The organism is Microbacterium sp. 22303, assembly GCF_052045265.1.
Lineage (GTDB): Bacteria > Actinomycetota > Actinomycetes > Actinomycetales > Microbacteriaceae > Microbacterium.
Genome location: NZ_JBQEOQ010000003.1, coordinates 367821 through 389246, shown reverse-complemented (window position 1 = coordinate 389246; position 21426 = coordinate 367821). Strand labels below are relative to the sequence as shown.

The window sequence follows — 21426 nt, the reverse complement described above, 5'->3', positions numbered from 1 at the left end:
TGCCGCCGGGACCGGATCCGTCTCAGTCCTCGGCGAGCCGGCGCACCTCGGCGGCCTCGGCATCGCGACCGAGGCCTTGCAGCACGTCGCCGAGCTCGAGGGCCGCGATCTGGCGCAGGGGCGGGATGCCCGCGGCCTGGTCGAGCACCGCGCGGTAGGCGGCGACGGCATCGGCCGAGCGCTCTGCGCCATTGAGCGCCCTCGCGGCGAGCAGCGCGGAGCCGCCCGCCGACTGCGCGTCGCCGACGGCGGCGAAGGCATCCGAGGCGGTGAGCGCCGCCGCGACGCCCTCGTCCACCCGCTCGGCCGACAGCAGCGCCCGCGCGCGGGAGTCCGTCACATCGGCGATCACCCAGTCCGCGTCGTTCGCCCGCGCGACGGCCTCCACTTCGTCGAACAGCGCGAAGGCGCGAGGATCCTGCTGCGCGCCGTACGACTGGCCGAGGTTGTGCAGCACCTCGACCACGGCGGCCGGCGCATCCTCGGCCGTGCGGACGATCGCCGCGGCCTCCTCGAGGGTCTCGACGGCCTGGTCCCGCTCGTCGTACTGGGCGAGGATCTGCGCTCTGTTCATCAGGGCGAGTGCCTGATCGGCGGGGTTCTCGGCCTCGCCGAACAGCTCGGCCGCATAGCCGAAGGCGCCGTACGCCTGCCCGCCCTCGCCCGCGGCTCGCAGCGACCGCGCCAGCATCAGCGCGGTCATCGCCCTGCTGCCCGCGGGGACCTCGTCCGCCTCCTCGAGCTGCAGCACCTCGCCGAACAGCTCCGCCGCCTCCTCCACGGCTCCGGAGTTCAGCATGCTGCGCGCCACGCGGTACTTCGCGCCCGGGACGTCGCCGCCGATCTGCTCCAGCAGCCGAGCGCCGACGCGGTAGCGCGCGAGCGCCTGCTCCGGCTCCTCCGCGTCCTCCCAGAGTGCGCCGGCGAGCATCTGCGCCCCCGCGAAGCCCGACCTGCTGCCGAGCTCGGCCAGGATGCGGCCGGCCTCGTCGGCGTCGGCCGCGCCTTCGGCGAACGCACCGCGTCCGCCGTGGACGCGCGCACGCATCTCGAGCGTGCGTGCACGCACGCCTCGGGTGATCGCCGCGTCGGCCAGCAGGGCGTCGATCCGAGCGAGCGCCTCGTCGCCGCGGTCCGCCCGCAGCAGCGCCATGGCCGCCGCGATCTCCGCGCCGTGCCCGAGGCGGGCGTCCCCCGCCTCCGCGAACAGGGTGGCCGCCTGCTCCGAGAGCGCGAGGGCCGCGGCCGGGTCGTCGCCGAGATCGAACGCCAGCGTCAGCGCGATGTCGCCGCGGGTCGCGGGCGGCAGCGCACCAGGGCCGGACGGATCCGCGGACGCCGCGAGCAGGTCGGCGAGGGCCGCGTTGTCGGCCTCGGTCGCGGTGCCGAACAGAGCCAGCCCGAATCGCTCCTCGACGCCGGCCTGAGCATCGAGGCCGGCGGCGCGCAGGGATCGGATCCGGTCGGGCAGGAGCGCCGTCGCCTCGTCGATGCGCTCGAGGTTCACCAGCGCGGCGAGCCGCTGGCCGGTGAGCACCGCGCGGCGTTCGGCGTCGACGCGGTCGATCACGTGGGCCAGCGCATCCAGCGTGTCGGCGGCGGCGCCGTAGCCGGCGAGATCGAGCGCACGGCGGTACCAGCCGTCGTCGTCAGTCGGGGCGGTGTCGACCGGGGGCGCGGCGAACACGTCGCTGCGGATCGGCAGCTCGTAGCGCTCCGCGGCGGTCTGCCGGGCGAGGCGCAGGCGCTGCGCATGGTTATCGGTGCCGTCGCGCTCGTCGAAGCGCGCCCCGATCCGCTCGGCCGCGGCCCAGGCCGCCGCCGCGAGCCCGCCGGCGGACCACGACCCGCCGTCCGCGCCGTCGCGCACGCCGAAGAAGCGCTCGAGATCGGGGGAGTCGGCCCCGCGCACCGGCGTGGCTCCGTGGCCTGCCGCCGTGACTGCGTCGAGAGCCGTGCCGATCGCGGTGAGCATGCGGAAGTGGCCCTGTGCGTTGAGCGCGTCGTGGGCGAACCAGGGCAGATGCCGCTCGACGAGCGTGAGCGCGCGGGCCTCGTTGCCGCTCAGGGCGCAGAACCGGATGCTGTTCGCGATCGCCGTGAGCAGATCCGGGTTGTCCTTCGCCAGCCGGTAACTGCGCAGATGGGCCGCACGAGCCTGCTCGCCGCGGCCGAGGCGCAGGTACGGCAGCAGGGACACCGACAGTGCGTGCTCCGGCTCCTCGCCGCAGGAGAAGCCGCCCTCGAGCATCTCCTCGACGAGGCGGATCGCGTCCTCGTCGCGGTCCGTGTCGGCGAAGAACCCGGCGACCTGGCTCCGGCCGCAGGCATCGCAATGGCTGTGCGAGTCGCGCGGCGTGGCTTCCAGCTGCACGCGCAGCCGCTCCGCGTCGTCCATCCGCCCGGCCGCGTGCGCATCCTCGAACCGCGCCATCAGCACGCCGCTCATGCCGAGCCCTGCGGTGCGGTAGTGCGCCTCCATGTCGTCCAGCACCGCCGCGATCTGCTCCGGCGCGAAGGCGGGCGAGCTGCGCAGCGAGGAAGCCATCCACTTGAACTGCCACATCAGATCGGCCGCGCCGTTGTCGATGTCGGCAGGGAACCGGACCGGATCCGCGTCGTGGTGCGCGAGGCACCAGGCGAACGAGCTCAGCATCAGGTCGGTGAGCCCGCCCATGTTCGCAGAGGCGGTCTGCCGCATGCGGGCCTGGTACTCGAGCTGCTCGTCGCCGATCTCCTGCGCGAGCGCGACGGCCTCGGCGACGAGGGCGCGCTCCTGGGGTCCCCAGGGCGTGCGGTCGATCTCCTCGAGGAGACGGTCCAGCTGCTTCTTCGGTCCTGCCATGTCGTCCTCCGGGTGTGTGCGGCCCCGCGGTCTCCGCGAGGGAAGTGCTCCCGCCGTCGTGCGGGATCCTGGCCCCCGTCGTCAGGACGGGGTGAGGGGATCGGGTTCGTCGGCCAATGGGGGAAGCTCGAGGCCGGTCACTCCGGCCGACAGCGCGACGAGATCGGACAGTGCGCCGGTCATCAGGGCCCGGTCGGCGTCGCCGAGCGGACGGTGCCCGGCGAGCAGCGCCTGGATGTACAGCAGCTGCACGGTGCGCGCGAACACCGCGTCGTCGGCGACCGCGCTCAGCGAGCGCACCACACGATTGCCCCAGTTCAGGCACAGCCGGGCCGTGAGGTCGTCGTTCCGGTCCTCGCCCACCGCGCCGTCGATGCGGTCCAGCACGCCGCCCCAGAGGGAGCCCGCGATGCCCTTGGTCCTGGTGCGGTCGATGCGCCGCAGGACGGCGGGGTCCGCGACGTACAGCGAGGGCAGCTCCGGCTGGTCGATGGTGCGCACCACGACGGCGCACCCGACGTCGGCCAGCACGGCGCCCGCACGATCCTCCAGCGCGACCGCGGCGGCCCTGTCGTCCAGCGGAGGCGAGTCCAGCCGGTCCAGTTCGCTCACGACGTCGACCCGCTCGACGGTGACCGCCGGAAACAGCTCCGGGAGGCGGCGGATCAGATCCGCGTCGTACAGATAGCCGCCGTTCACCAGGATCTGCTCGGCTCGGCTGATGCCGGCGACCTGGCGGAACTCGTCCACGGTCTCCGCGTAGCGGATCCGCTCGTAGCGTTCGACGAGGTCTCCGACGCTCAGCGTGCCGTGCGTCGTCTCCACGGTGAGCCAGCGCGTGATGAACCGGGCGAGCTCGTCGTCGTGCCGGATGAGCGACTTGAGCCCCACCTCGTGCACCGCGACGAACTGCGCGAGCCGGTGCGGTTCGCGCAGTCCCAGCTCCAGCACCCAGCGCCGCAGCGCCGCGCCGAGCTGCTCCCGCACGAGGGCGAGCGCCTCGTCGTCGACCAGCGACTCGCGGCTGGCCGTGGGGTTCAGGCCGCTGGAGTCGATCACGGCGCGTACGAAGAACGCCCAGTCCGGCAGCACGTCGTCCGCGCGCTCGGACAGCAGCATGCGGCCGAGGTACATCCGCGTCGCCTGCCGGGCGCCGGGCGGGGGAGCGAAGGGCAGCACATAGGCGACACCGCGTGTCCCGGTGGCGGGCTCGGTGAGCTCGATGATGTCGAGCGGAGCGGATCCGATGATCTCGCGGCCGTAGGCGGCCGTCGCGGCCGGATCCTGCCGCGGGTCGAGGAACGGCGCCTCGTGCGTGATCCGCACGTCGCCGCCGGGCAGCTCCAGCAGCACGGTCGTGGGCAGGAACTCGGCGAAGGTCGTGGCGAGCTCACGCACGGCATCCGCGCGCAGCAGGTCGCCGGCGTCGAAGCGCGGCACCAGATGCACGCTGGTTCCGATGGGCAGGTCCTCGTCGAGCTCGCGTACCCGGAATGTGCCGTCGGCGGATCCGATCCATTCGACCGCCCGACCGCCACGGGCGCTGCGGGAACGGATCACGATCTCGTCCGCCACCATGAAGCAGCTGAGCAGCCCGATGCCGAACTGGCCCAGGTAGTCGCTGCGGGGCAGGTCGAAGATGTCGCGCTTGGAGCTGCGTCCGACCGTCGCGAGCAACTCGGCGACCTCGTCGGCGGTGAGGCCGACGCCGTCGTCGCTGAGCACGAACTCGCCGCCCTCGGCAGGGAGCGGACGGATCCGGATGGTGCCGCCGAGCCCGTCGACCTCGAGCCGCGCGGCGAGGGCGTCCCGGGCGTTCTGCAGCAGCTCGCGCAGGTAGACCCGGGGTCCGGAGTAGATGTGGCGGCTGAGCAGGTCCACGACGCCGCGCAGGTCCACCTGGAACTGCTGCGCGTCCGCGGGTGCCGGATCCTCCGCCGCCATCGACTCTCCCTCCGCGGGCGCCGATCCGTGGAGGCTCGTCGACCGCATGCCGAGCCTAACAAGCACCGCTCGGGGTCGACGGGCGTCCGCGCGCGGGGGAGCCCGGTGCCCATGTGCCGCGCCCGGGATGCAGCCCCGGTTCGGAGGGCCGGTGCGGATGCCGTACACTGGACGAGCAGTTGTTGTCTGCATTCTTTCGCCGTGCCCCGGGTCTCCCGGAACGCGGAGAAGATGCGGACAGAGATCCTCGGATCTCTAGGGCGGTAGCTCAATTGGCAGAGCAGCGGTCTCCAAAACCGCAGGTTGCAGGTTCGATTCCTGTCCGCCCTGCGCGTCGGCGCGCAGCCGGCACACGAAAGGTACTCCAGGATGGTTCAAGACGCATCGGGCGCCGTGGTTCCCACGGCGAACGGCGGCGCGAGCCGCGATAAGAAGCTGGGCTTCTTCGGTCGCATCGCGCTGTTCTTCCGTCAGGTGATCGCCGAGCTCCGCAAGGTGGTCACCCCCACGCGCAAGGAGCTCGTCAAGTACACCCTGGTCGTACTGGGCTTCGTGATCGTGATGATGGCCCTCGTGTACGGGCTCGACATGGCCTTCTCGTGGCTGACGACGCAAGTCTTCGGGGTTCCCGGGAAAACCGCGTGATCCCGCGGCCCGGTGGCAACTGACCCCGGGCCGAACCTGAAGGAGAGAAGAACCAGTGTCCGAACGCGAACGATACCTCGGAGACGACGTCGACTGGGCGACCGCCGCCGAGCAGTCCAGTGAGGACGACGAGGCCCAGGAGGGCGACGTGCTCGCCTCCGAGGAGCGCGCCGTCACCGCCGCCGAGCGGGTCGCCCTGCACATCGAGGGCGACGAGGACGACGTGGACGACGAAGACATCGAATTCGAAGATGACCCGGAGGCAGACGCGATCGTGAACGACGCTCTCAACCTGGACCAGGCGGCCGAGTCCGAGGCCGCCGCAGAGGTCCTCAACGACTCGGTGGCCGAAGAGGCCGCAGACCGCAAGGCCGCTGCTGCTGACGAGGTCACGCCGTACGACGGCCCCGACGTGAACGGCGAGGAGGACGCCCCCGTCCTCGACCCCGAGGAGGTCGCAGAGATCGACGCGGCCGCCGGTGTCGTGGACGCGGTCGAGTCCGAACTCGATCCTGCCGACGCAGCGAGCGCGCCGAGCGACGTCGACGAGGCCGATGCGGAGGAGGACCCGTACGAGGCCTTCCGCATGGACCTCCGGATGCTCCCCGGCAAGTGGTACGTGATCCACTCCTACGCCGGCTTCGAGCGCAAGGTGAAGGCCAACATCGAGCAGCGCAAGTCGACGCTCGAGGTCGAGGACGACATCTACCAGATCGAGGTCCCGATGGAGGACGTCGTCGAGATCAAGAACGGCCAGCGCAAGATGGTCACGCGCGTCCGGATCCCCGGCTACGTGCTCGTGCGCATGGAGCTCAACGAGGACACCTGGTCCGTCGTGCGGCACACGCCCGGCGTCACCGGCTTCGTCGGCAACGCGCACAACCCGACCCCGCTGCGCTTCGAAGAGGCCTTCAACATGCTGAAGTCCCTCGTCGAGGTCAAGGACGTCCCGACCGCCAAGGCCGTCGCTGCCAAGGGCGGCGTCGCCGTGGCCCGCCCGCTCGCGGCCGAGGTCGATTTCGAGATCGGCGAGACCATCACGATCAAGGAGGGCTCGTTCGCGGGCCTTCCCGGTTCGATCTCCGAGATCAAGCCGGAGAGCGGCAAGCTCACCGTGCTCGTCTCGCTGTTCGAGCGCGAGACCCCGGTCGAGCTGTCGTTCGACCAGGTCACCAAGATGATCTGACGCTTCCCCGGAAGCGCACGCGGAACGGCCGTCCCCTCGGGGGCGGCCGTTCTCGCTTCGTCATCGGCGTGGTCGCGGGCCCCATGTCGCGCCGGCGTCCCGACCCGGTGGCTGCCTGTGCGCGGACGCGCCCGGGATCCGGTAGACTTCTATGGTTTGTGCGCCGCCTCGTCGTGCGCGCGAACGCCACCGCGTTCCGGAGATGCCGGATCCGCGGGAGAGGGATGCCTCCGGCATCCGCTCGAGAAAGGAATCACTATGGCACCGAAGAAGAAGGTGACCGGCCTGATCAAGCTTCAGATCAACGCCGGTGCAGCCAACCCGGCGCCGCCGATCGGCCCCGCGCTCGGTCAGCATGGCGTCAACATCATGGAGTTCTGCAAGGCGTACAACGCCGCGACCGAGTCGCAGCGCGGCAACGTCATCCCCGTCGAGATCACCGTCTACGAGGACCGCAGCTTCACGTTCATCCTGAAGACCCCGCCGGCCGCCGAGCTGATCAAGAAGGCTGCGGGCGTGCAGAAGGGCTCTGCCACTCCGCACACCGTCAAGGTCGCGAAGATCACCGCCGAGCAGGTCCGTCAGATCGCCGAGCAGAAGCAGGCCGACCTGAACGCGAACGACATCGACGCCGCGTCCAAGATCATCGCCGGAACCGCCCGTTCCATGGGCATCACGGTCGAGGGCTGAGGGAGATAACAATGGCTACCAAGTCCAAGGCTTACAACGCTGCTGCCGCGAAGATCGAGGCAGACCGCTTCTACACCCCGACCGAGGCCGTGGTCCTCGCGAAGGAGACCGGCTCCGCGAAGTTCGACTCGACCGTCGAGGTCGCGCTGAAGCTCTCGGTCGACCCGCGCAAGGCGGACCAGATGGTGCGCGGCACCGTCATCCTCCCGCACGGCACCGGCAAGACCGCCCGCGTCATCGTGTTCGCGACGGGTCCGGCCGCTGAGGCCGCGATCGCCGCGGGTGCGGATGAGGTCGGCGGCGCCGAGCTCATCGAGAAGGTCGCCGGCGGCTGGACCAACTTCGACGCCGCGGTCTCCACCCCGGAGCTCATGGGCCAGGTCGGCCGTCTCGGCAAGGTGCTCGGCCCGCGTGGTCTGATGCCGAACCCGAAGACCGGCACCGTGACCCCGAACCCGGCCAAGGCCGTCGAGGAGATCAAGGGCGGAAAGATCGAGTTCCGCGTCGACAAGCACGCCAACGTGCACTTCGTCGTCGGCAAGGCATCGTTCTCGGCCGAGCAGCTCGACGAGAACATGAAGGCCGCGCTCGAGGAGATCGTTCGCCTCAAGCCGTCCAGCTCGAAGGGCCGCTACATCCAGAAGGGTGCGGTGTCGACCACGTTCGGCCCCGGCATCCCGCTGGACGTCAACGCCATCTGAGCCTGACGCTCATCACGAAGACCCTCGCCCCTCGGGGCGGGGGTCTTCTGCGTTGCTGATCGTTTCGCGGGTGGCGCTGACCGTCGCGGTCGCCGTTCAGCGCACCACCAGCGCGACGCACAGCAGCACCAGGGCGAGTCCCTGCAGCGTGGCCCGCAGGGGGATGATCGACTCCCACCGATCCTGCAGGGCCCGGACGTCGGTCGGCACGGTGCCTCCGAGTGCAGCAGCGGTGAGCGTCGTGTTGATCGGTTTCGCGATCGTGCCGAACAGCACGAGCCAGAGCAGCAGGGCCACGAGCGCGACGGTCGCGAGGACGGCGGCGGCGAGGCTGCCCCAGAATGCCGAGAGCGCGGCGGTCGCCACCGTGAGCACCACGCCCGCGATGCCGAAGCCCGGCAGTCGGCGATCCCCGTAGTAGTGGCCGCGGCCGACCACCTGTACGAGGGTCGGTTCATCGACCTCGGCGTAGACGGCGCGCAGCACGACGGCGGCGAGCACGTCGGTGCCGAAGATGACGGCGATGGCGGTGATGGCGCCGATGGCGGTGGTGATGATCGCAAAGGACATGGCTTCTCCTTCTTTGGGTTAGCGATGCTAACAGTTAGCGATGCTAACATCGTGCCATGACCCCGTCAACGCCCCCGCGCGCCGATCCCGCGGAGCGCTCCCGTGCCATCGTCGACGCCGCCCGACGCGTCGCCGAGACGGAGGGGTGGTCGGCCGTGACCGTCCGGCGGCTGGCGGCCGAGATCGGCTTCAGCCAGCCGATCCTGTACCGCAACTTCCCCGGCGGGCGGGACGAGATCGTCGAGCAGGTGATGATCGCAGGATTCGTGGCGATGACGGACGAGCTTGTGGATCCGGTCGAGGCGGATCCGCTCGAGCACCTCGTCCGCGCCTACCTGGCGTTCGCCCGCGCCCACCCTGCCCTGTACGAGGCGATGTTCGAGGCACGCACCCGCATCGTGTTCGCAGCCGAGCAGACGCCTGCCCAACTGCGCGCCGCATTCGAACCCTTCCTGCGCGCGGCATCGATGGGCGAGGTCGATGAGCGGACCGCGGTCGTGCGCGCGGAGCTGCTGTGGAGCATGCTCCACGGCGTCGCGAGGCTGTCGGCGTCCGAGAGGCTCGACCCTGCGCTGGAACAGGCGCGTCTCGGCGCGATCATCGCGCTGTTCGTGTCCTGACGCCTGAAGCGGCCCGCTCAGAACGCCGCACCGCCCTGGGCCGCCCACCAGATGAGCAGCATGGTGGCGAGGAAGCCGCACACGTAGTTCAGCAGGAGGAAGCGGCGCCATCCTCGGTTCGTCGCTCCTGATCCCTCGTCCGAGACCGAGCGGAACGGCCAGACGGCGCCGATGTACGGCAGCACGAGGACGGCCCCGAGTGGGCCCGGCCATGACGTGAAGAGCATGAGCGCGCCGGCGAGCGCCCACATCGCCGACGCGAAGCGCACGGTCCGCTTCGCGCCCAGCACGGTCGCGATCGAGGCGATCCCTGCATCTCGGTCCGGGACGACGTCCTGCACCGCGCCGAACGCGTGGCTCGCGACGCCCCACGCGAAGAAGGCGAGTAACAGCATCACGAGCGCCGGCGTCGGCGTCGCGCGCGCCAGCACGAGCCCGTAGACAGCGGGAGAGACGAAGTGGACGCTCGACGTCGCCGAGTCCAGGAAGGGGATCTCCTTGAACCGCAGCCCTGGCACGGAGTAGGCGATCACGGCGAACAGGCTGAACGCCAGTACCAGCCAGGACACCGGATCCCCGAGCGCGACGAGGAAGACGATGAACGGCACCGGGAGCAGCAGTGACCATGCCATCACCGCGCGGTGCAGTGTCGGAGAGAGCACGGCGCCCTCCGCACCGCCCTTGCGCGGATTCGCGAGGTCCGACGCATAGTCGAAGACGTCGTTGATGCCGTACATCGTGAGGTTGTACGGCACGAGGAAGAACAGCGTGCCGACCGCGAGGGCAGCGTCTACGCGGCCGGTCGTCAGGATGTAGGCGGCCGCGAAACCGAAGGCGGTGTTGATCCAGCTCAGCGGCCGAGAGGTCAGCAGCAGATCGAGGGGTAGGGATCGTGCTGTGGTCATGCTCATCGTGGTCGGTCCTCCGGGGTGCGGGCGTCGGGACCCCGTTCAGCCCTCTGCAGCCGCTCCTCGGGTGACGAGCGGCGCAGGTTCCACGCGGCCGAGCCGAGCAGAGCGGCCGCGATGGGATACGCGAGGTCCTCGATCGGGGCCAGGCCGATCCTGATCCCGCTGATCAGGCCCGGCGCGTACGTGAACAGGCCTGCGGCGATCATGAGCGAATCGAAGACGGCGGTGAGCACGATGAGGCCGAAGGCCGCGAGGACGAGCGCCGCGCCGTGACCTGCAGGCGCCCGGCGCCAGGTGAGCCCCTGCATCACGATGCAGGGGACGAGGAAGGTCGCGTCGACGATCAGATACGTGCCGTTCATCGACGGCGCTCCTCGCGTGCACGCAGGATCCGCAGTGCGCCCGTGTAGAGCACCATGGTCAGCTGCACCAGGAACAGGAGGAACACCGGCTCCTCGATCGGCAGATGGGGCAGGAGCAGGACGCCGGTGGAGAGCGGGTTGGGCTCACGCGTGAAGATGCCGGTCGCGATCCCGACGACATCCCAGAGCAGCAGCACTCCGGCGCCCGCGGCCAGGATGAGCAGCGCTCGCCCCGGCTCGGCCCAGAGGAACAGTCGCCAGCGCCGGTCGATGACGCCGACGCCCGCGATCGACACCAGCAGCAGCGCGAGATGGAGGAAGCTCACCACGCCTCCGCCGGCACGGGCAGCGGTCCGCTCGTGCGATCGTCGCGGAACGCCTTCAGCACGAGCTCTGCACTGATGAGGCACATGGGCAGACCGATCCCCGGCAGCGTCGTCGCGCCCGCATAGAACAGTCCGCGGGTCGTGCGGGAACGCGTGCGCCCGCGCAGGAAGGCACTCTGCCGCAGCGTGTGCGCGGGGCCGAGCGCCGACCCGCGGTACGAGTGCAGGTCGCGGGCGAAGTCGGCAGGACCCACGGTGCGCCGTACGACGATGCGCTCTGCGAGATCGGGCGCGCCCGCGTGCACCGCGAGCTCGGAGATCGCCCGGTCGGCGATGCGTTCCACCGCGGCAGCGCCGCGGCCGTCGAGACCTCCCACACCGATCGCCGGATCCGCCGGCACGGGGACGAGCAGGAACAGGTTCTCGTCGCCCTGCGGCGCGACCGTGTCGTCGGTGGCGCTGGGCATGCACGCGTAGAACGACGCCGGTTCCGGCACCCGCGGGGCGGATCCGAAGATCGCGTCGAAGTTCGCGTCCCAGTCCTCGGTGAAGAACAGGTTGTGGTGGGCGAGCCCCGGCAGGCGTCCGCGGACGCCCAGCATCGCGAGCACCGCGCCGGTTCCGGGGTTCATCCGCCGCCAGCGCCGGGGCGAGCGTTCGCGGGCCGCCGAGGGCAGCAGCGCCGTGTCGCTGTGGTGCATGTCGACCGTGCTCACGATGCGATCGAACGGCTCCTCCCGGACGACGCCGTCCGTGGCCACGGCGATGCCGCGCACGGCTCCGCGTTCGATCAGGATCCGGCGCACCTGTGCACCGGTGTGCAGCCGGGCCCCGGCGACGCGCGCTCGCCGCGCGAACGCGTCGATGACCGTGGTGAAGCCGCCCTGCGGGTACTGCACGCCGTCCTCCAGATCGAACGTGCTCATCAGATGGAACAGCGCGGGGGCGATCGAGGGCGCCCCGCCGAGGAAGACCGCGGGATACTGCAGGATCTGCCGCAGCCTCCGGTCCGAGAAGGAGGACTCGACCATGCTCTGCAGCGAGGTGCCCAGCAGCGTGGCCAGACGCGGCAGCTCGCCGACGTCGCTCCCGGGGAGGAACGCCCGCGGGTGCGAGAAATCGGTGTACAGGAAGCGGTCGGTGGCGATGCGGGCCGTGCGCGCCGCGGAGTCGAGATGACGGGCGAGGGCGGCCCCGGCGCCGGGCTCGAGCGATTCGAACAGGGCGAGCGAGCGGTCGCGGGCGGAGTGCATGTCGAGCGGAGCCTCGTTGTCGGAGAACACCCGGTAGGCGGGATCGAGGCGGATGAGATCGAGCTCCTTCTCGGCGCTCGTGCCCAGAAGGCGGAAGCAGTGGTCGAACACCTCGGGCATGAGGTACCACGAGGGGCCCGTGTCGAACCGGAACCCCTCCCTCTCCCAGCTCCCCGCGCGTCCGCCGAGTCGGTCGGACTGCTCGAAGAGGGATACATCGTGGCCGTCCGTGGCGAGCAGCGCCGCCGCCGCGAGCCCGGAGATCCCCCCGCCGAGAACCGCGACGCGGCTCACCGGGCGCCCCCGCCGCGGAGCATCGCGCGGCCGAACAGGGCGGCCTTGCGCGAGGCGGGTACGCGGATCCGGCGGACGACCAGCTCCTGCGCGGGCGTGCGCCGCAGCCGGGTGGAGAGATCCGCATAGAGCAGGTGCGCGGCCGCCACTGCCCGGCGCGAGGACGAGGGCAGCTCGCCGATCACGGCGTCGGCGGTCGAGAGATCCGCGTCCACCCGATCCAGGATGCTGTCGCGCTGCGCGTCGGTGAACGAGTGCGGGTCGACGCCGGGGAAGTAGGCTCGTCCGAGCGCGTCGGCGTCCTGGCCGAGGTCGCGGAGGAAGTTCACCCGCTGGAACGCCGATCCGAGGGCGATCGCGCCGCGATCCCAGCGCGCATCGCGCACCGGATCCGGCTCCAGCCCGCGGCGGAACGAAGCCAGGCACATGAGTCCGACCACTTCGGCGGATCCGTACACGTACTCGTCGAGCTCGCGCTCGTGCGTGAAGACGACGGGGGTGAGATCGCGCCGCATCGACGCGAAGAACGGGCGCGTCAGGTCGGTGCCGATCCCGGTCGCGCGTGCGGTGGCGGCGAACGCGTGCACGACGAGGTTCGCGCTGTATCCGGCGCGCAGTGCGGTCTCGAGCTCGCGTTCGAGCCCGTCCAGCACCGCACGGCATTGCGCAGGGGAGAGCCCGGCGCCCGCGGCGCAGCCGTCGACGATCTCGTCGGCGACCCGCACCAGCGCGTAGATCGCGGCGAGGTCCGCGCGCACGACGGGAGAGCACAGCCGGCTCGCGAGCCGGAAGGACGTGGAGTAGCTCACCAGGATCTGGGCCGATCCGCGCGCGGCGGCTCGATCGTAGAGGGCCAGCCCTGTGTCTGCGGTCATCGGCGGCGCTCCGTCGCGCTGACGATCAGGTGCTCCAGGTCGTCCCTCAGGCGTGCGGGAAGGTCGGTGAGCAGCATCGAGGCGCGCGCTTCGACGACGAGGCTCGAGATCACCGCTTCGGTGCGGGCGAGCCCGCCCGAGCACTCGATCGCGGTGCGGATCTCGGCCGCACCCCGCTCATCGAGCTCGGGATCGCCGAAGAGATCCGCCACGGCCCGCCATGACGGATGGGTTCGCGAGTGCGCGATGAGCAGGGTCAGCTTGCCCTCCCGCAGGTCGGAGAGGACGGACTTGCCGGTCTGGCGAGGGTCGCCGAAGACTCCGAGCACATCGTCGCGTGCCTGGAAGGCCACGCCGATGGTCGTGCCGATGAAGCCGAGCGCCTCCACCGTGGCGGCCGGGGCGCCGCCCAGCAGCGCTCCGATCCGCAGGGGCGCGCTGAACGAGTAGCGGGCGGTCTTGTGCTCCATGGTGCGCAGGATCGCCGCCTCACCGGCCTCGCCTCGGATGCCGAGCCGGATGTCCGCATGCTCGCCGACCGCAGCGGCGTCGATCGCATCGGCCAGGATGCTCGAGAGCGCACTGCGCGGCGCTGCGGAGGCCTCGAGGCCGACGATGAGACGGTGCGCGGCGGACAGGAGCAGGTCCCCCGTCAGGATCGCGCAGCTCTGGCCGTATCGGAGGGCGGTCGCCTCGTCGGCGCCGTCGGCGAGGGCCGCATCACGGCGCAGGGCGATCAGGTTGGGTCCGCCGCGGCGTACGAGGTCGCGGTCGATGACGTCGTCGTGCAGCAGGAACGCCAGATGGAGCAGTTCGACGGCGGCGGCGGCGCGGATCGCGTCGTCGGAGGGCTCGTCGGCGAAGGCGCGATGCGCGGCGAGCACGAGCCGTGGGCGCAACATCTTGCCGCCCTGTGCGCCGCGGCGGGCCTGAGCCCACACCGTGTCGAAGCCCTCGATTGCGCCGATGCGCTCGGCCACGTCGTGGAAGCACTCGTCGACCACGGCGTCGACCTCGGCGAGCACGTCCGCCGAGAGCATGCGGTCGCTCACGATGCCAGCTCCTCGAGCCCTCTGCCTCCGCCGAGGAACGGGAGCAGCTCGGCCTGGAGGACGAGCCAGGGGCTGAACGCCCACGGGGTGCGGCGCACGGACTCGGCGAGATCGTCAGCGTCGACCCAGCGGTGCTCGATCACCTCGTCGGGGTGCGGGCGGGGCGGCTGCGCGGTCGTCGCGATGTACACCGGGCAGATCTCGTTCTCGACGACGCCGGAGGCGTCCGTCGCGCGATAGCGGAAGAACGGCAGCACCGGTTCCACGGAGTCCAGGCGCAGTCCGAGTTCGTGCTCGGCTCGTCTGCGCACGGCGTCCACGAGCCCCTCCTCCGGGGCGGGGTGTCCGCAGAAAGAGTTGGTCCAGACGCCCGGCCAGGCGGTTTTCGTCAGCGCGCGGCGGGTGACGAGCAGGCGCCCTCGCGCGTCGAACACGTGGCAGGAGAAGGCGAGGTGGAGCCGGGTGTCGGCACCGTGGACGCTGCTCTTCGGCGCGACGCCGATCTGGGTGCCGTCGGCGTTCAGGAGCACGACCATGTCGGCGTCAGGGATCACGATCATCCTTTTGCTAACTAAGAAACTAACTAACCAGGTTAGCTGGAACTCTATGGCATAGAGTCCTCCCGTGGAAGTCCCCGAATCCGAACCCCGCCTCGATCGAGCGATGATCGATCCTCGGCTCATCGATCCCGCTGCGGAGCTCGTGCGGCGCGACCACCTGGCGGATGGGGAGGTCGACGAGATCGTCGAGCTGATGGCGGCGCTGCGTGCGTGGCACGGCGCGGCCGAGCGCATGAGCGCGGCCTCCCGGCGGTACATGAACCTCAATCAGAACGACATGCGCGCCGTGCGCTTTCTCATCGCGGCGGAGAACGCCGGACAGGTGGCGACCGCCCGCGCCGTGGCCGACCATCTGGGGATCAGCACCGCGGCCACGACGAAGATGCTCGATCGACTGGAGCGCGGCGGGCACATCATCCGGCGGCCGCATCCGGCCGACCGGCGATCGATCGTGCTCCAGGTCACCCCTTCGACGCGTCAGGCGGCCCGGGAGGGGGTCGGGCGTCTGCACGCGCGGCGCTTCGACGTCGCTGCCCGGATGTCGTCGGCCGACCGCCGCGTCGTCACCGGGTTCCTGCGTGATCTCGCCGCCACGGAGGGCGAGACCGCGGGCGGCGAGGAGTAGCGCCCGGACGTCGCTGTCGCCGACCTGTCCCGGGATCCGACGCGGATCGGCGCTCAGCCGAAGAACACCGGCAGCACCAGGCTGATCCCCATCACCACCAGCAGCGCGGCGATCGCGGTGTCAAGGATCCGCCAGGCGCGCGGCGTGCGCAACCAGCGGCCGAGGTGGCGCGCCCCGAATCCGAGAGCGAAGAACCAGATGACGCTCGCGATGATGGCGCCGGCTGCGAACAGCCACCGGCCATCGCCGTGCGTGGCGGCGATGGATCCGATGAGCAGCACCGTGTCGAGGTACACGTTGGGGTTCAGCCAGGTGAAGGCGAGCGTCGCCAGGATCACGGGCGCGAGCGGGGCCGTGCGGGTCAGCGTGGCGGTGCCGCCGGATCCGTTCTCGGGAGAGTCCGCGGGGGCGGCCTGGTCGGTCATGGCGGGTTCGGCGAGCAGTGCTTCGCCGCCGGCTTTCCACGCGCGCCGGGCCGCCAGCACGCCGTACACCACGAGCGAGATCGCCCCGGCCCAGCGCGCCACCACGATGAGCCAGGGCAGGGTCTTCACGAGGTAGCCGAGCCCTGCGGTGCCAGCCAGCACGAGGGCCGCATCGGAGGCCGCGCAGATCAGGACCACGGGCAGCACGTGCTCGCGGCGCAGTCCCTGGCGCAGCACGTACACGTTCTGTGCGCCGACGGCGATGATGAGCGAGAACATGAGACCGAGGCCGGAGAGCAGGATGAGCACGGATCGAGAGTATGGCCGGGATCCGGTTCAGTACCAGCGAAGATTCCTTAAGCGAGATTAGAATCGCTCATGTGCAGGTGGATCCGGAGTCCGCGCGAACGGTGGCCGCGGTGCTCGACGAGGGCAGCTTCGAGGCGGCGGCCCGCCGACTGCTGCTGACCCCGTCCGCCGTGAGCCAGCGGATCAAGACACTGGAGCAGCAGCTCGGTCGGATCCTGCTGGTGCGAAGCAAGCCCGCGAGAGCCACCGAGGCAGGGGAGGCCGTTGCCCGGTTCGGCCGCCAGATCGCTCTCCTCGAGCGCGATGCGATCGCCGGTTTCGGTCTGTCCGCGGAGGGAGAGGGAGCACGCATCAGGATCCCGCTCGCGGTCAATGCCGATTCGATGGCGACCTGGTTCCTGGCCCCGCTCGCCCGGCTCTCCGAGCGATACGACGTCGAGTTCGACCTGCATCGCGACGACCAGAACTTCACGGCGCGGCTGCTCGAATCGGGCACCGTGATGGCGGCGGTGACGAGCGAGTCGGAGCCGGTCGGCGGCTGCCGGGTCGAGGCTCTCGGTGCGCTGCGCTATGTGGCGGCGGCATCTCCGAGCTTCGCGCGTCGCTGGTTCCCTGATGGCGTGACCGCCGAGTCGCTCACGCACGCGCCGTTCGTCGACTTCGACCGGCGCGACCTGCTGCAGCAGGACTGGCTGCGCGAACGCGGCGTCGACCCATGGCCGGTTCCACGGCACCACGTGCCGGCCTCCGCGGACTTCTCGGTCGCCGTGGAACTCGGGTTGGGGTGGGCGCTGCTTCCCGTGCCGCATGCCGAGGCGGGCCTCGCGGACGGACGCCTGGTGCGGCTCGACGACGAGGAGTTCGCTTCGCCGCTGTTCTGGCAGCAGTGGAACCTGCGCTCCGAACTGCTGGAGGCGATCGCGGCCGAGATCCGCGCCGAGGCCGATCGCGTGCTGCGCTGACGGCGAGCTGCCTCTGGTTTCTCGCGGATCCGTGGCGCCGCGTCGGCGGCGCACCCTAGGGTCGAGTCATGGCATCCGAGCGCATCACGCTGACCGTTCCCGGACCCGACGGCGACCGGACCCTGGACCTGTCCAGCCCCAACCGCGCGGTCTGGCCGGCTGCGGAGGGCGGCCCCATCACGAAGGGCGAGCTCGCCGACTACGTGCAGACGGTGTCGACGCCGTTCCTCACCTCGACCGGCAACAGACCCGTCTCGCTCGAGCGCTTCCGGGACGGCATCGGTGGTGAGAGCTTCTTCTCGAAGAACCCGCCCAAGGGCACGCCCGACTTCGTGCAGAGCGTGATGTGCACGTACAACAGCGGACGCAAGCATCCGCAGATCGTGCTCACCGAGACCGCCGCGATCGTCTGGGCCGTGCAGATGAACACGGTCGTCTTCCACCCATGGGCCTCGCTCGCGTCCGACACCGACAATCCGGTGGAGCTGCGCATCGACCTCGATCCGCAGCCGGGCACGGGCATCGCCGAAGCGATCCCCGCGGCGCATGAGCTGCGCGCCGTGCTCCGTGAGGCGGGACTGGAGGCGTTCATCAAGACCAGCGGCAACCGCGGGCTGCACGTCTTCTGCCCGATCGTGCCGGAATGGGAGTTCCTCACGGTGCGGCACGCGGTGATCGCCGCGGGCCGCGAACTGGAGCGGCGGATGCCCGATCGCGTCACCACGGCGTGGTGGAAGGAGCAGCGCGGGGAGCGCATCTTCGTCGACTTCAACCAGGCCAATCGCGACCGCACGATGGCCGGCGCCTACAGCCCGCGCGCGCTGCCGGCCGCGACGGTCTCGACGCCGATCGAGTGGGACGAGCTGGACGACGTGGATCCCACCCGGTTCACGGTCCGCACCGTGCCGCAGCGCCTGGCCGACCTCGGCGATCCGTGGGCGCGTATGCAGGAGGCACCCGGACGCATCGACACGCTGCTGAGCTGGTGGGACCGCGACGTGGAGAACGGACTCGGCGAGATGCCGTTCCCGCCGGAGTTCCCGAAGATGCCCGGCGAGCCCCCGCGGGTGCAGCCCTCGAAGAAGGTCGCTGCGAACTGGGACGAGAACGGCGAGCGCGTGGGGGAGTGAGCCGCGACGTCAGTCGATGACGTCGGCGAGGTCGTATCCGGCGACGGTCTCGAGCTGCTCGTAGGTGCACGAGCGCGCCTCGCGGTCGTCTCGCCAGCGCTCGAACTGCACCGTGTGCCGGAACCGCCAGCCCTCCAGCTGGTCGTAGCGCACCTCGAGCACGCGCTCAGGGCGCAGCCGCACGAACGAGGTGTCCTTCGCGGCGCTGAACCGCGAGCGCTCGCCGTCGCCGGTCACGGCGGCGCCGGATTCGTCGCGCTCCACGAGAGGCGCGAGGTCCTCGACGAGCTGCTGGCGCATCGCGTCGCTCCACGCGGCGACGCCGCCGACCTGGCGCAGCACGCCGTCGTCGCCGTACAGACCCACGAGCAGGGATCCGACTCCGGATCCGCTCTTGTGGATCCGGTAGCCGAGCGCGACGACGTCCGCGGTGCGGGCGTGCTTGACCTTGATCAGGGTGCGCTTGTTGGGCGCGTAGGGCTGATCCAGCGGCTTGGCGACGATGCCGTCGAGGCCGGCGCCTTCGAACTCGGCGAGCCAGCGCCGGGCGGTGCCGGGATCCGTCGTCGTGCGGGTCAGGTGCAGGGGATGGGGCACCTCGACGAACAGGCGCTCGAGCCGTGCGCGGCGCTCGCCGAACGGCAGGGCCTGCAGGTCGTCATCGCCCTCCGCGAGCAGGTCGAACGCGACGAACATCGCGGGGGTCTCCACCGAGAGCTTCTGCACCCGTGAGGCGGCGGGGTGGATGCGCTGGCTCAGCGCCTCCCAGTCCAGGCGCTGCGATCCCGGAGGTCCGGTGGCGACCACGATCTCGCCATCGAGCAGGCACGGACCCGGCAGGAGGCGCGGGATCGCCTCGACGAGCTCGGGGAAGTAGCGGGTCAGCGGCTTCGCCCCGCGAGAGCCGATCTCGACGTTCTCGCCGTCCCACGACACGAGTCCGCGGAAGCCGTCCCACTTCGGCTCGTACAGCAGGCCGTCGGGGAACTTCGCCGGATCCGGCACAGCGGCGGCGGCCTTCGCGAGCATCGGTGCGGGGATCTCGTAGCGCATGGATCCCATCCTGCCGCCCGGCGGCCCTCCATGGCCATCGTCAGCCCGCCGGCGTGGATCCGAACAGGTCTCCCAGATCGACGCGCTCGCCGGCGTCGGCCAGCGCGGTGCGGGCGGCGTGCCAGCCCGCCATGAAGTTCACTCCGGGCCCTGGCGGTGTCGCGGCCGAGGCGAGGTAGACGCCCGGCATCGGCGTGCGCCACGGCGCGGGGGAGAGCACGGGGCGCACCACGGCCTGGCGCATCGTGAACGCGCCGCCGAAGATGTCGCCGCCGATCTCGGCCGGGTTCAGGTGCGTGCGCTGGCGCGGTGTGACGGCATGGCTCGCGAGGATGCGGTCACGGAAGCCCGGGGCGTACCGCTCGATCTGCCGCACGACCGGCTCGGTCGCATCGACGTCGGAGTTCGCAGGGGCGTGGATGTAGGCCCACAGCACCTGCTGGCCGGCCGGGGCCCTGGTGTCGTCCAGTACCGAGGGCTGCGCGACGAGCGCGTACGGCCACTCGGAAACGCGCCCCTGGGCGACGGCATTCTCGCTCGCCCACACCTGAGCGCGGGTTCCGCCGACGTGCACGGTCGGGGCGAGGGCGACCTCGGGATTGGCCCACGGCACCGGCCCGTCGAGGGCGAAGTCCACTTTCGCCGCCGCCGTGCCGTAGCGGTACGCGCGCACCGCCCTCGCGTAGTGCGGCGGCACGTCGCGCAGCGTGAGGGCCAGCCGTGGCGACGTGTTCAGCAGCAGCAGATCGCCGCGGTGCGGATCCCCCCAGTCCAGTGCGGAGAGGTCGACCACGCGCGTGCCGGTGCGGATCGTGCCGCCGTGCGCACGCAGATCCTCGGCGAGCACGTCGGCGATCCGCTGCGCACCCCCGCGCGGATACGCCCAGCCGCCGGCGTGCGCCTGGGCCATGAGCAGCAGGCCCGCCGCGGCGCCGCTCAGCGCCGGCAGAGCGGTGTTGGCGTGTGCGACCACGCCGGCCACGAGCGCCGCCGCCTCCGGGGTGCGGAAGGTGCGCGTCGCCATTGCGGAGCCCTGCTCGAGCGCGCGCAGCCCGTAGCGCACCGCGGTGACCGGGTCGCGGGGGAACCGCAGCAGCGAGCCGCCGGTGAAGTCCAGCACACCCTCGAGGTGCGAGCTCAGCGGACGCAGCATTGCGCGCCAGGCGCGGGCGTCGGGGCCGAGCCCATCGGCCGTGCGCTCCAGGTCGTGCCAGGCGATCCCCGCCCGCCCGCCGTCGAGGGGATGCGCATATGCCGCTTCGGGAATGATCCAGTCGATCCGGTCGCGGCCGAAGGCGCGCAGGAACGGGGAGGAGTAGGCGGCGGGATGCACCGCCGAGCAGACGTCGTGCACGAAGCCGGGCAGGGTGACCTCGGCGCTGCGCACCCCGCCGCCGATCGTCGCGCCGGCCTCGACCACCTCGACGACGTAGCCGGCCCGGGCGAGCGAGACGGCCGCGGCGAGCCCGTTCGGCCCGCTTCCGATGACGGTGGCGCGGGGCATGCCGCCAGTCTTTCACGCACGCAGGTCGCGCAGAGCAGAACGTGGGATGCTTGGAGCAATATGAATGAAGTCCAGGGTCCCACCCCTACTGGCACCTCCCGTCCTTACAAGTCCCTCGCGGACGCCCTGCGCGCGCACCGCATGGACTCCGCGAACTACGACTTCATCCGTGCGATCGTGGAAGCGGTCGGCATCAGCAGCCTCATCGATCGCGGCCGCTACATCGAGGCGATCCGCCTCGGCGAGGGCGCGGCCCTGCACATCGGGCGCACCTACACCAACGGCTTCGCCGAGGGCGAGCAGGTCGTCGTGGCCGGACGTGTGCTTCCCCTCGCTCCGAGCGAGGGCAGGGCGCCGTACTTCTACGTCACCCACCCCAGCGAGCTGCTCGGTGGACCGGCCGGCGTCTCGCGCCCGGCGCGCTCCGCGGGCACCCGCACCCCGGCGAAGCCGAAGCCGGAGCCGCGCGCCCCGAAGGCGACTGCGCGCGAAGATCGCGACTACGGCATCTGCGACGTCTGCTTCATGGTGAAGACGCCTTCCGGAGGCTGCGGCTGCGACTGAGTCGCAGCGCGGGCCGTGCG

The 21426-nt window shown here is 71.1% G+C and carries 22 protein-coding genes and 1 tRNA gene; 10 read left to right on the top strand and 13 right to left on the bottom strand.

Annotated elements, in window-relative coordinates; all coding sequences use genetic code 11:
* Positions 1–22 precede the first annotated feature (22 nt).
* Together ACTJI8_RS11300 and ACTJI8_RS11295 are read right to left on the bottom strand one after the other, a co-directional pair.
* A complete protein-coding gene (locus ACTJI8_RS11300; protein ID WP_440733534.1) occupies positions 23–2845 on the bottom strand; it encodes a hypothetical protein in 2823 nt (940 codons plus the stop codon).
* A gap of 81 nt (positions 2846–2926) precedes the next feature.
* A complete protein-coding gene (locus ACTJI8_RS11295; protein ID WP_440733648.1) occupies positions 2927–4789 on the bottom strand; it encodes an HSP90 family protein in 1863 nt (620 codons plus the stop codon).
* 257 nt (positions 4790–5046) lie between these two features.
* On the opposite strand from ACTJI8_RS11295, the gene ACTJI8_RS11290 reads away from it, so the two are divergent.
* The 5 genes from ACTJI8_RS11290 to rplA all read left to right on the top strand — a co-directional run bounded on the left by ACTJI8_RS11290 (position 5047) and on the right by rplA (position 8011).
* Positions 5047–5119, top strand: a tRNA-Trp gene (locus tag ACTJI8_RS11290).
* A gap of 39 nt (positions 5120–5158) precedes the next feature.
* Entirely contained in the window at positions 5159–5434 is a 276-nt protein-coding gene (gene secE / locus ACTJI8_RS11285) for a preprotein translocase subunit SecE (RefSeq protein WP_045250801.1), read from the top strand.
* Positions 5435–5489: 55 nt separating this feature from the next.
* Entirely contained in the window at positions 5490–6620 is a 1131-nt protein-coding gene (gene nusG, locus ACTJI8_RS11280; protein WP_440733533.1) for a transcription termination/antitermination protein NusG, read from the top strand.
* Positions 6621–6878: 258 nt separating this feature from the next.
* Positions 6879–7310, top strand: a complete 432-nt coding sequence (gene rplK / locus ACTJI8_RS11275) for a 50S ribosomal protein L11 (protein ID WP_045250755.1) — start codon at positions 6879–6881, stop codon at positions 7308–7310.
* Positions 7311–7321: 11 nt separating this feature from the next.
* Positions 7322–8011 carry a 50S ribosomal protein L1 gene (gene rplA, locus ACTJI8_RS11270; protein ID WP_440733532.1) on the top strand — a complete coding sequence of 230 codons (690 nt, stop codon included), beginning with the start codon at positions 7322–7324 and terminating at the stop codon, positions 8009–8011.
* 96 nt (positions 8012–8107) lie between these two features.
* On the opposite strand, the gene ACTJI8_RS11265 is transcribed toward rplA, so the two are convergent.
* Positions 8108–8581: a DUF1772 domain-containing protein gene (locus ACTJI8_RS11265; protein WP_440733531.1), complete on the bottom strand. Its 474-nt coding sequence runs from the start codon at positions 8579–8581 to the stop codon at positions 8108–8110.
* 56 nt (positions 8582–8637) lie between these two features.
* Here ACTJI8_RS11265 and ACTJI8_RS11260 point away from each other — a divergent pair, with 56 nt between their 5' ends.
* Complete coding sequence (locus ACTJI8_RS11260; RefSeq protein ID WP_440733530.1) at positions 8638–9201, top strand: TetR/AcrR family transcriptional regulator; 564 nt, start codon at positions 8638–8640, stop codon at positions 9199–9201.
* Positions 9202–9218: 17 nt separating this feature from the next.
* On the opposite strand, the gene ACTJI8_RS11255 is transcribed toward ACTJI8_RS11260, so the two are convergent.
* Genes ACTJI8_RS11255 through idi form a run of 7 tightly spaced genes read right to left on the bottom strand, consistent with a single transcriptional unit; the run spans position 9219 to position 14825 of the window.
* Entirely contained in the window at positions 9219–10112 is an 894-nt protein-coding gene (locus ACTJI8_RS11255; RefSeq protein WP_440733529.1) for a prenyltransferase, read from the bottom strand.
* Positions 10109–10474, bottom strand: coding sequence for a lycopene cyclase domain-containing protein (locus ACTJI8_RS11250; RefSeq protein ID WP_440733528.1), 366 nt, complete (start codon positions 10472–10474; stop codon positions 10109–10111). The genes ACTJI8_RS11255 and ACTJI8_RS11250 overlap by 4 nt, the downstream gene beginning before the upstream one ends.
* Complete coding sequence (locus ACTJI8_RS11245) at positions 10471–10800, bottom strand: lycopene cyclase domain-containing protein (RefSeq protein WP_233310402.1); 330 nt, start codon at positions 10798–10800, stop codon at positions 10471–10473. The genes ACTJI8_RS11250 and ACTJI8_RS11245 overlap by 4 nt, the downstream gene beginning before the upstream one ends.
* A complete protein-coding gene (crtI, locus tag ACTJI8_RS11240; RefSeq protein WP_440733527.1) occupies positions 10797–12347 on the bottom strand; it encodes a phytoene desaturase family protein in 1551 nt (516 codons plus the stop codon). The genes ACTJI8_RS11245 and crtI overlap by 4 nt, the downstream gene beginning before the upstream one ends.
* Positions 12344–13222 (bottom strand): phytoene/squalene synthase family protein, encoded by an 879-nt coding sequence (locus tag ACTJI8_RS11235; RefSeq protein WP_440733526.1) that lies wholly within the window; start codon positions 13220–13222, stop codon positions 12344–12346. Before ACTJI8_RS11235 ends, crtI begins: the two co-directional genes overlap by 4 nt.
* On the bottom strand, positions 13219–14274 hold the full coding sequence (locus tag ACTJI8_RS11230; protein ID WP_440733525.1) for a polyprenyl synthetase family protein: 1056 nt from the start codon (positions 14272–14274) through the stop codon (positions 13219–13221). Before ACTJI8_RS11230 ends, ACTJI8_RS11235 begins: the two co-directional genes overlap by 4 nt.
* A complete protein-coding gene (idi, locus tag ACTJI8_RS11225) occupies positions 14271–14825 on the bottom strand; it encodes an isopentenyl-diphosphate Delta-isomerase (protein ID WP_440733647.1) in 555 nt (184 codons plus the stop codon). Before idi ends, ACTJI8_RS11230 begins: the two co-directional genes overlap by 4 nt.
* 73 nt (positions 14826–14898) lie before the next feature.
* Here idi and ACTJI8_RS11220 point away from each other — a divergent pair, with 73 nt between their 5' ends.
* Positions 14899–15459: a MarR family winged helix-turn-helix transcriptional regulator gene (locus ACTJI8_RS11220; protein WP_440733524.1), complete on the top strand. Its 561-nt coding sequence runs from the start codon at positions 14899–14901 to the stop codon at positions 15457–15459.
* Between the two features lie 53 nt (positions 15460–15512).
* On the opposite strand, the gene ACTJI8_RS11215 is transcribed toward ACTJI8_RS11220, so the two are convergent.
* Positions 15513–16193: a LysE/ArgO family amino acid transporter gene (locus ACTJI8_RS11215; protein WP_440733523.1), complete on the bottom strand. Its 681-nt coding sequence runs from the start codon at positions 16191–16193 to the stop codon at positions 15513–15515.
* Between the two features lie 71 nt (positions 16194–16264).
* Between ACTJI8_RS11215 and ACTJI8_RS11210 the strand changes: the two genes are divergently transcribed.
* Both ACTJI8_RS11210 and ligD read left to right on the top strand, forming a co-directional pair.
* A complete protein-coding gene (locus ACTJI8_RS11210) occupies positions 16265–17155 on the top strand; it encodes a LysR family transcriptional regulator ArgP (RefSeq protein ID WP_440733522.1) in 891 nt (296 codons plus the stop codon).
* A 68-nt stretch (positions 17156–17223) separates the two neighbouring features.
* Positions 17224–18285, top strand: coding sequence for a non-homologous end-joining DNA ligase (gene ligD, locus ACTJI8_RS11205; RefSeq protein WP_440733521.1), 1062 nt, complete (start codon positions 17224–17226; stop codon positions 18283–18285).
* 9 nt (positions 18286–18294) lie between these two features.
* On the opposite strand, the gene ACTJI8_RS11200 is transcribed toward ligD, so the two are convergent.
* Both ACTJI8_RS11200 and ACTJI8_RS11195 read right to left on the bottom strand, forming a co-directional pair.
* Positions 18295–19338, bottom strand: coding sequence for an ATP-dependent DNA ligase (locus tag ACTJI8_RS11200; RefSeq protein WP_440733520.1), 1044 nt, complete (start codon positions 19336–19338; stop codon positions 18295–18297).
* 40 nt (positions 19339–19378) lie between these two features.
* Positions 19379–20842, bottom strand: a complete 1464-nt coding sequence (locus ACTJI8_RS11195) for a phytoene desaturase family protein (RefSeq protein WP_440733519.1) — start codon at positions 20840–20842, stop codon at positions 19379–19381.
* Between the two features lie 60 nt (positions 20843–20902).
* Between ACTJI8_RS11195 and ACTJI8_RS11190 the strand changes: the two genes are divergently transcribed.
* The gene (locus tag ACTJI8_RS11190) at positions 20903–21406 is read left to right on the top strand and encodes a hypothetical protein (RefSeq protein ID WP_440733518.1); all 504 of its coding nucleotides are present in this window, start codon (positions 20903–20905) and stop codon (positions 21404–21406) included.
* Positions 21407–21426 lie beyond the last annotated feature (20 nt).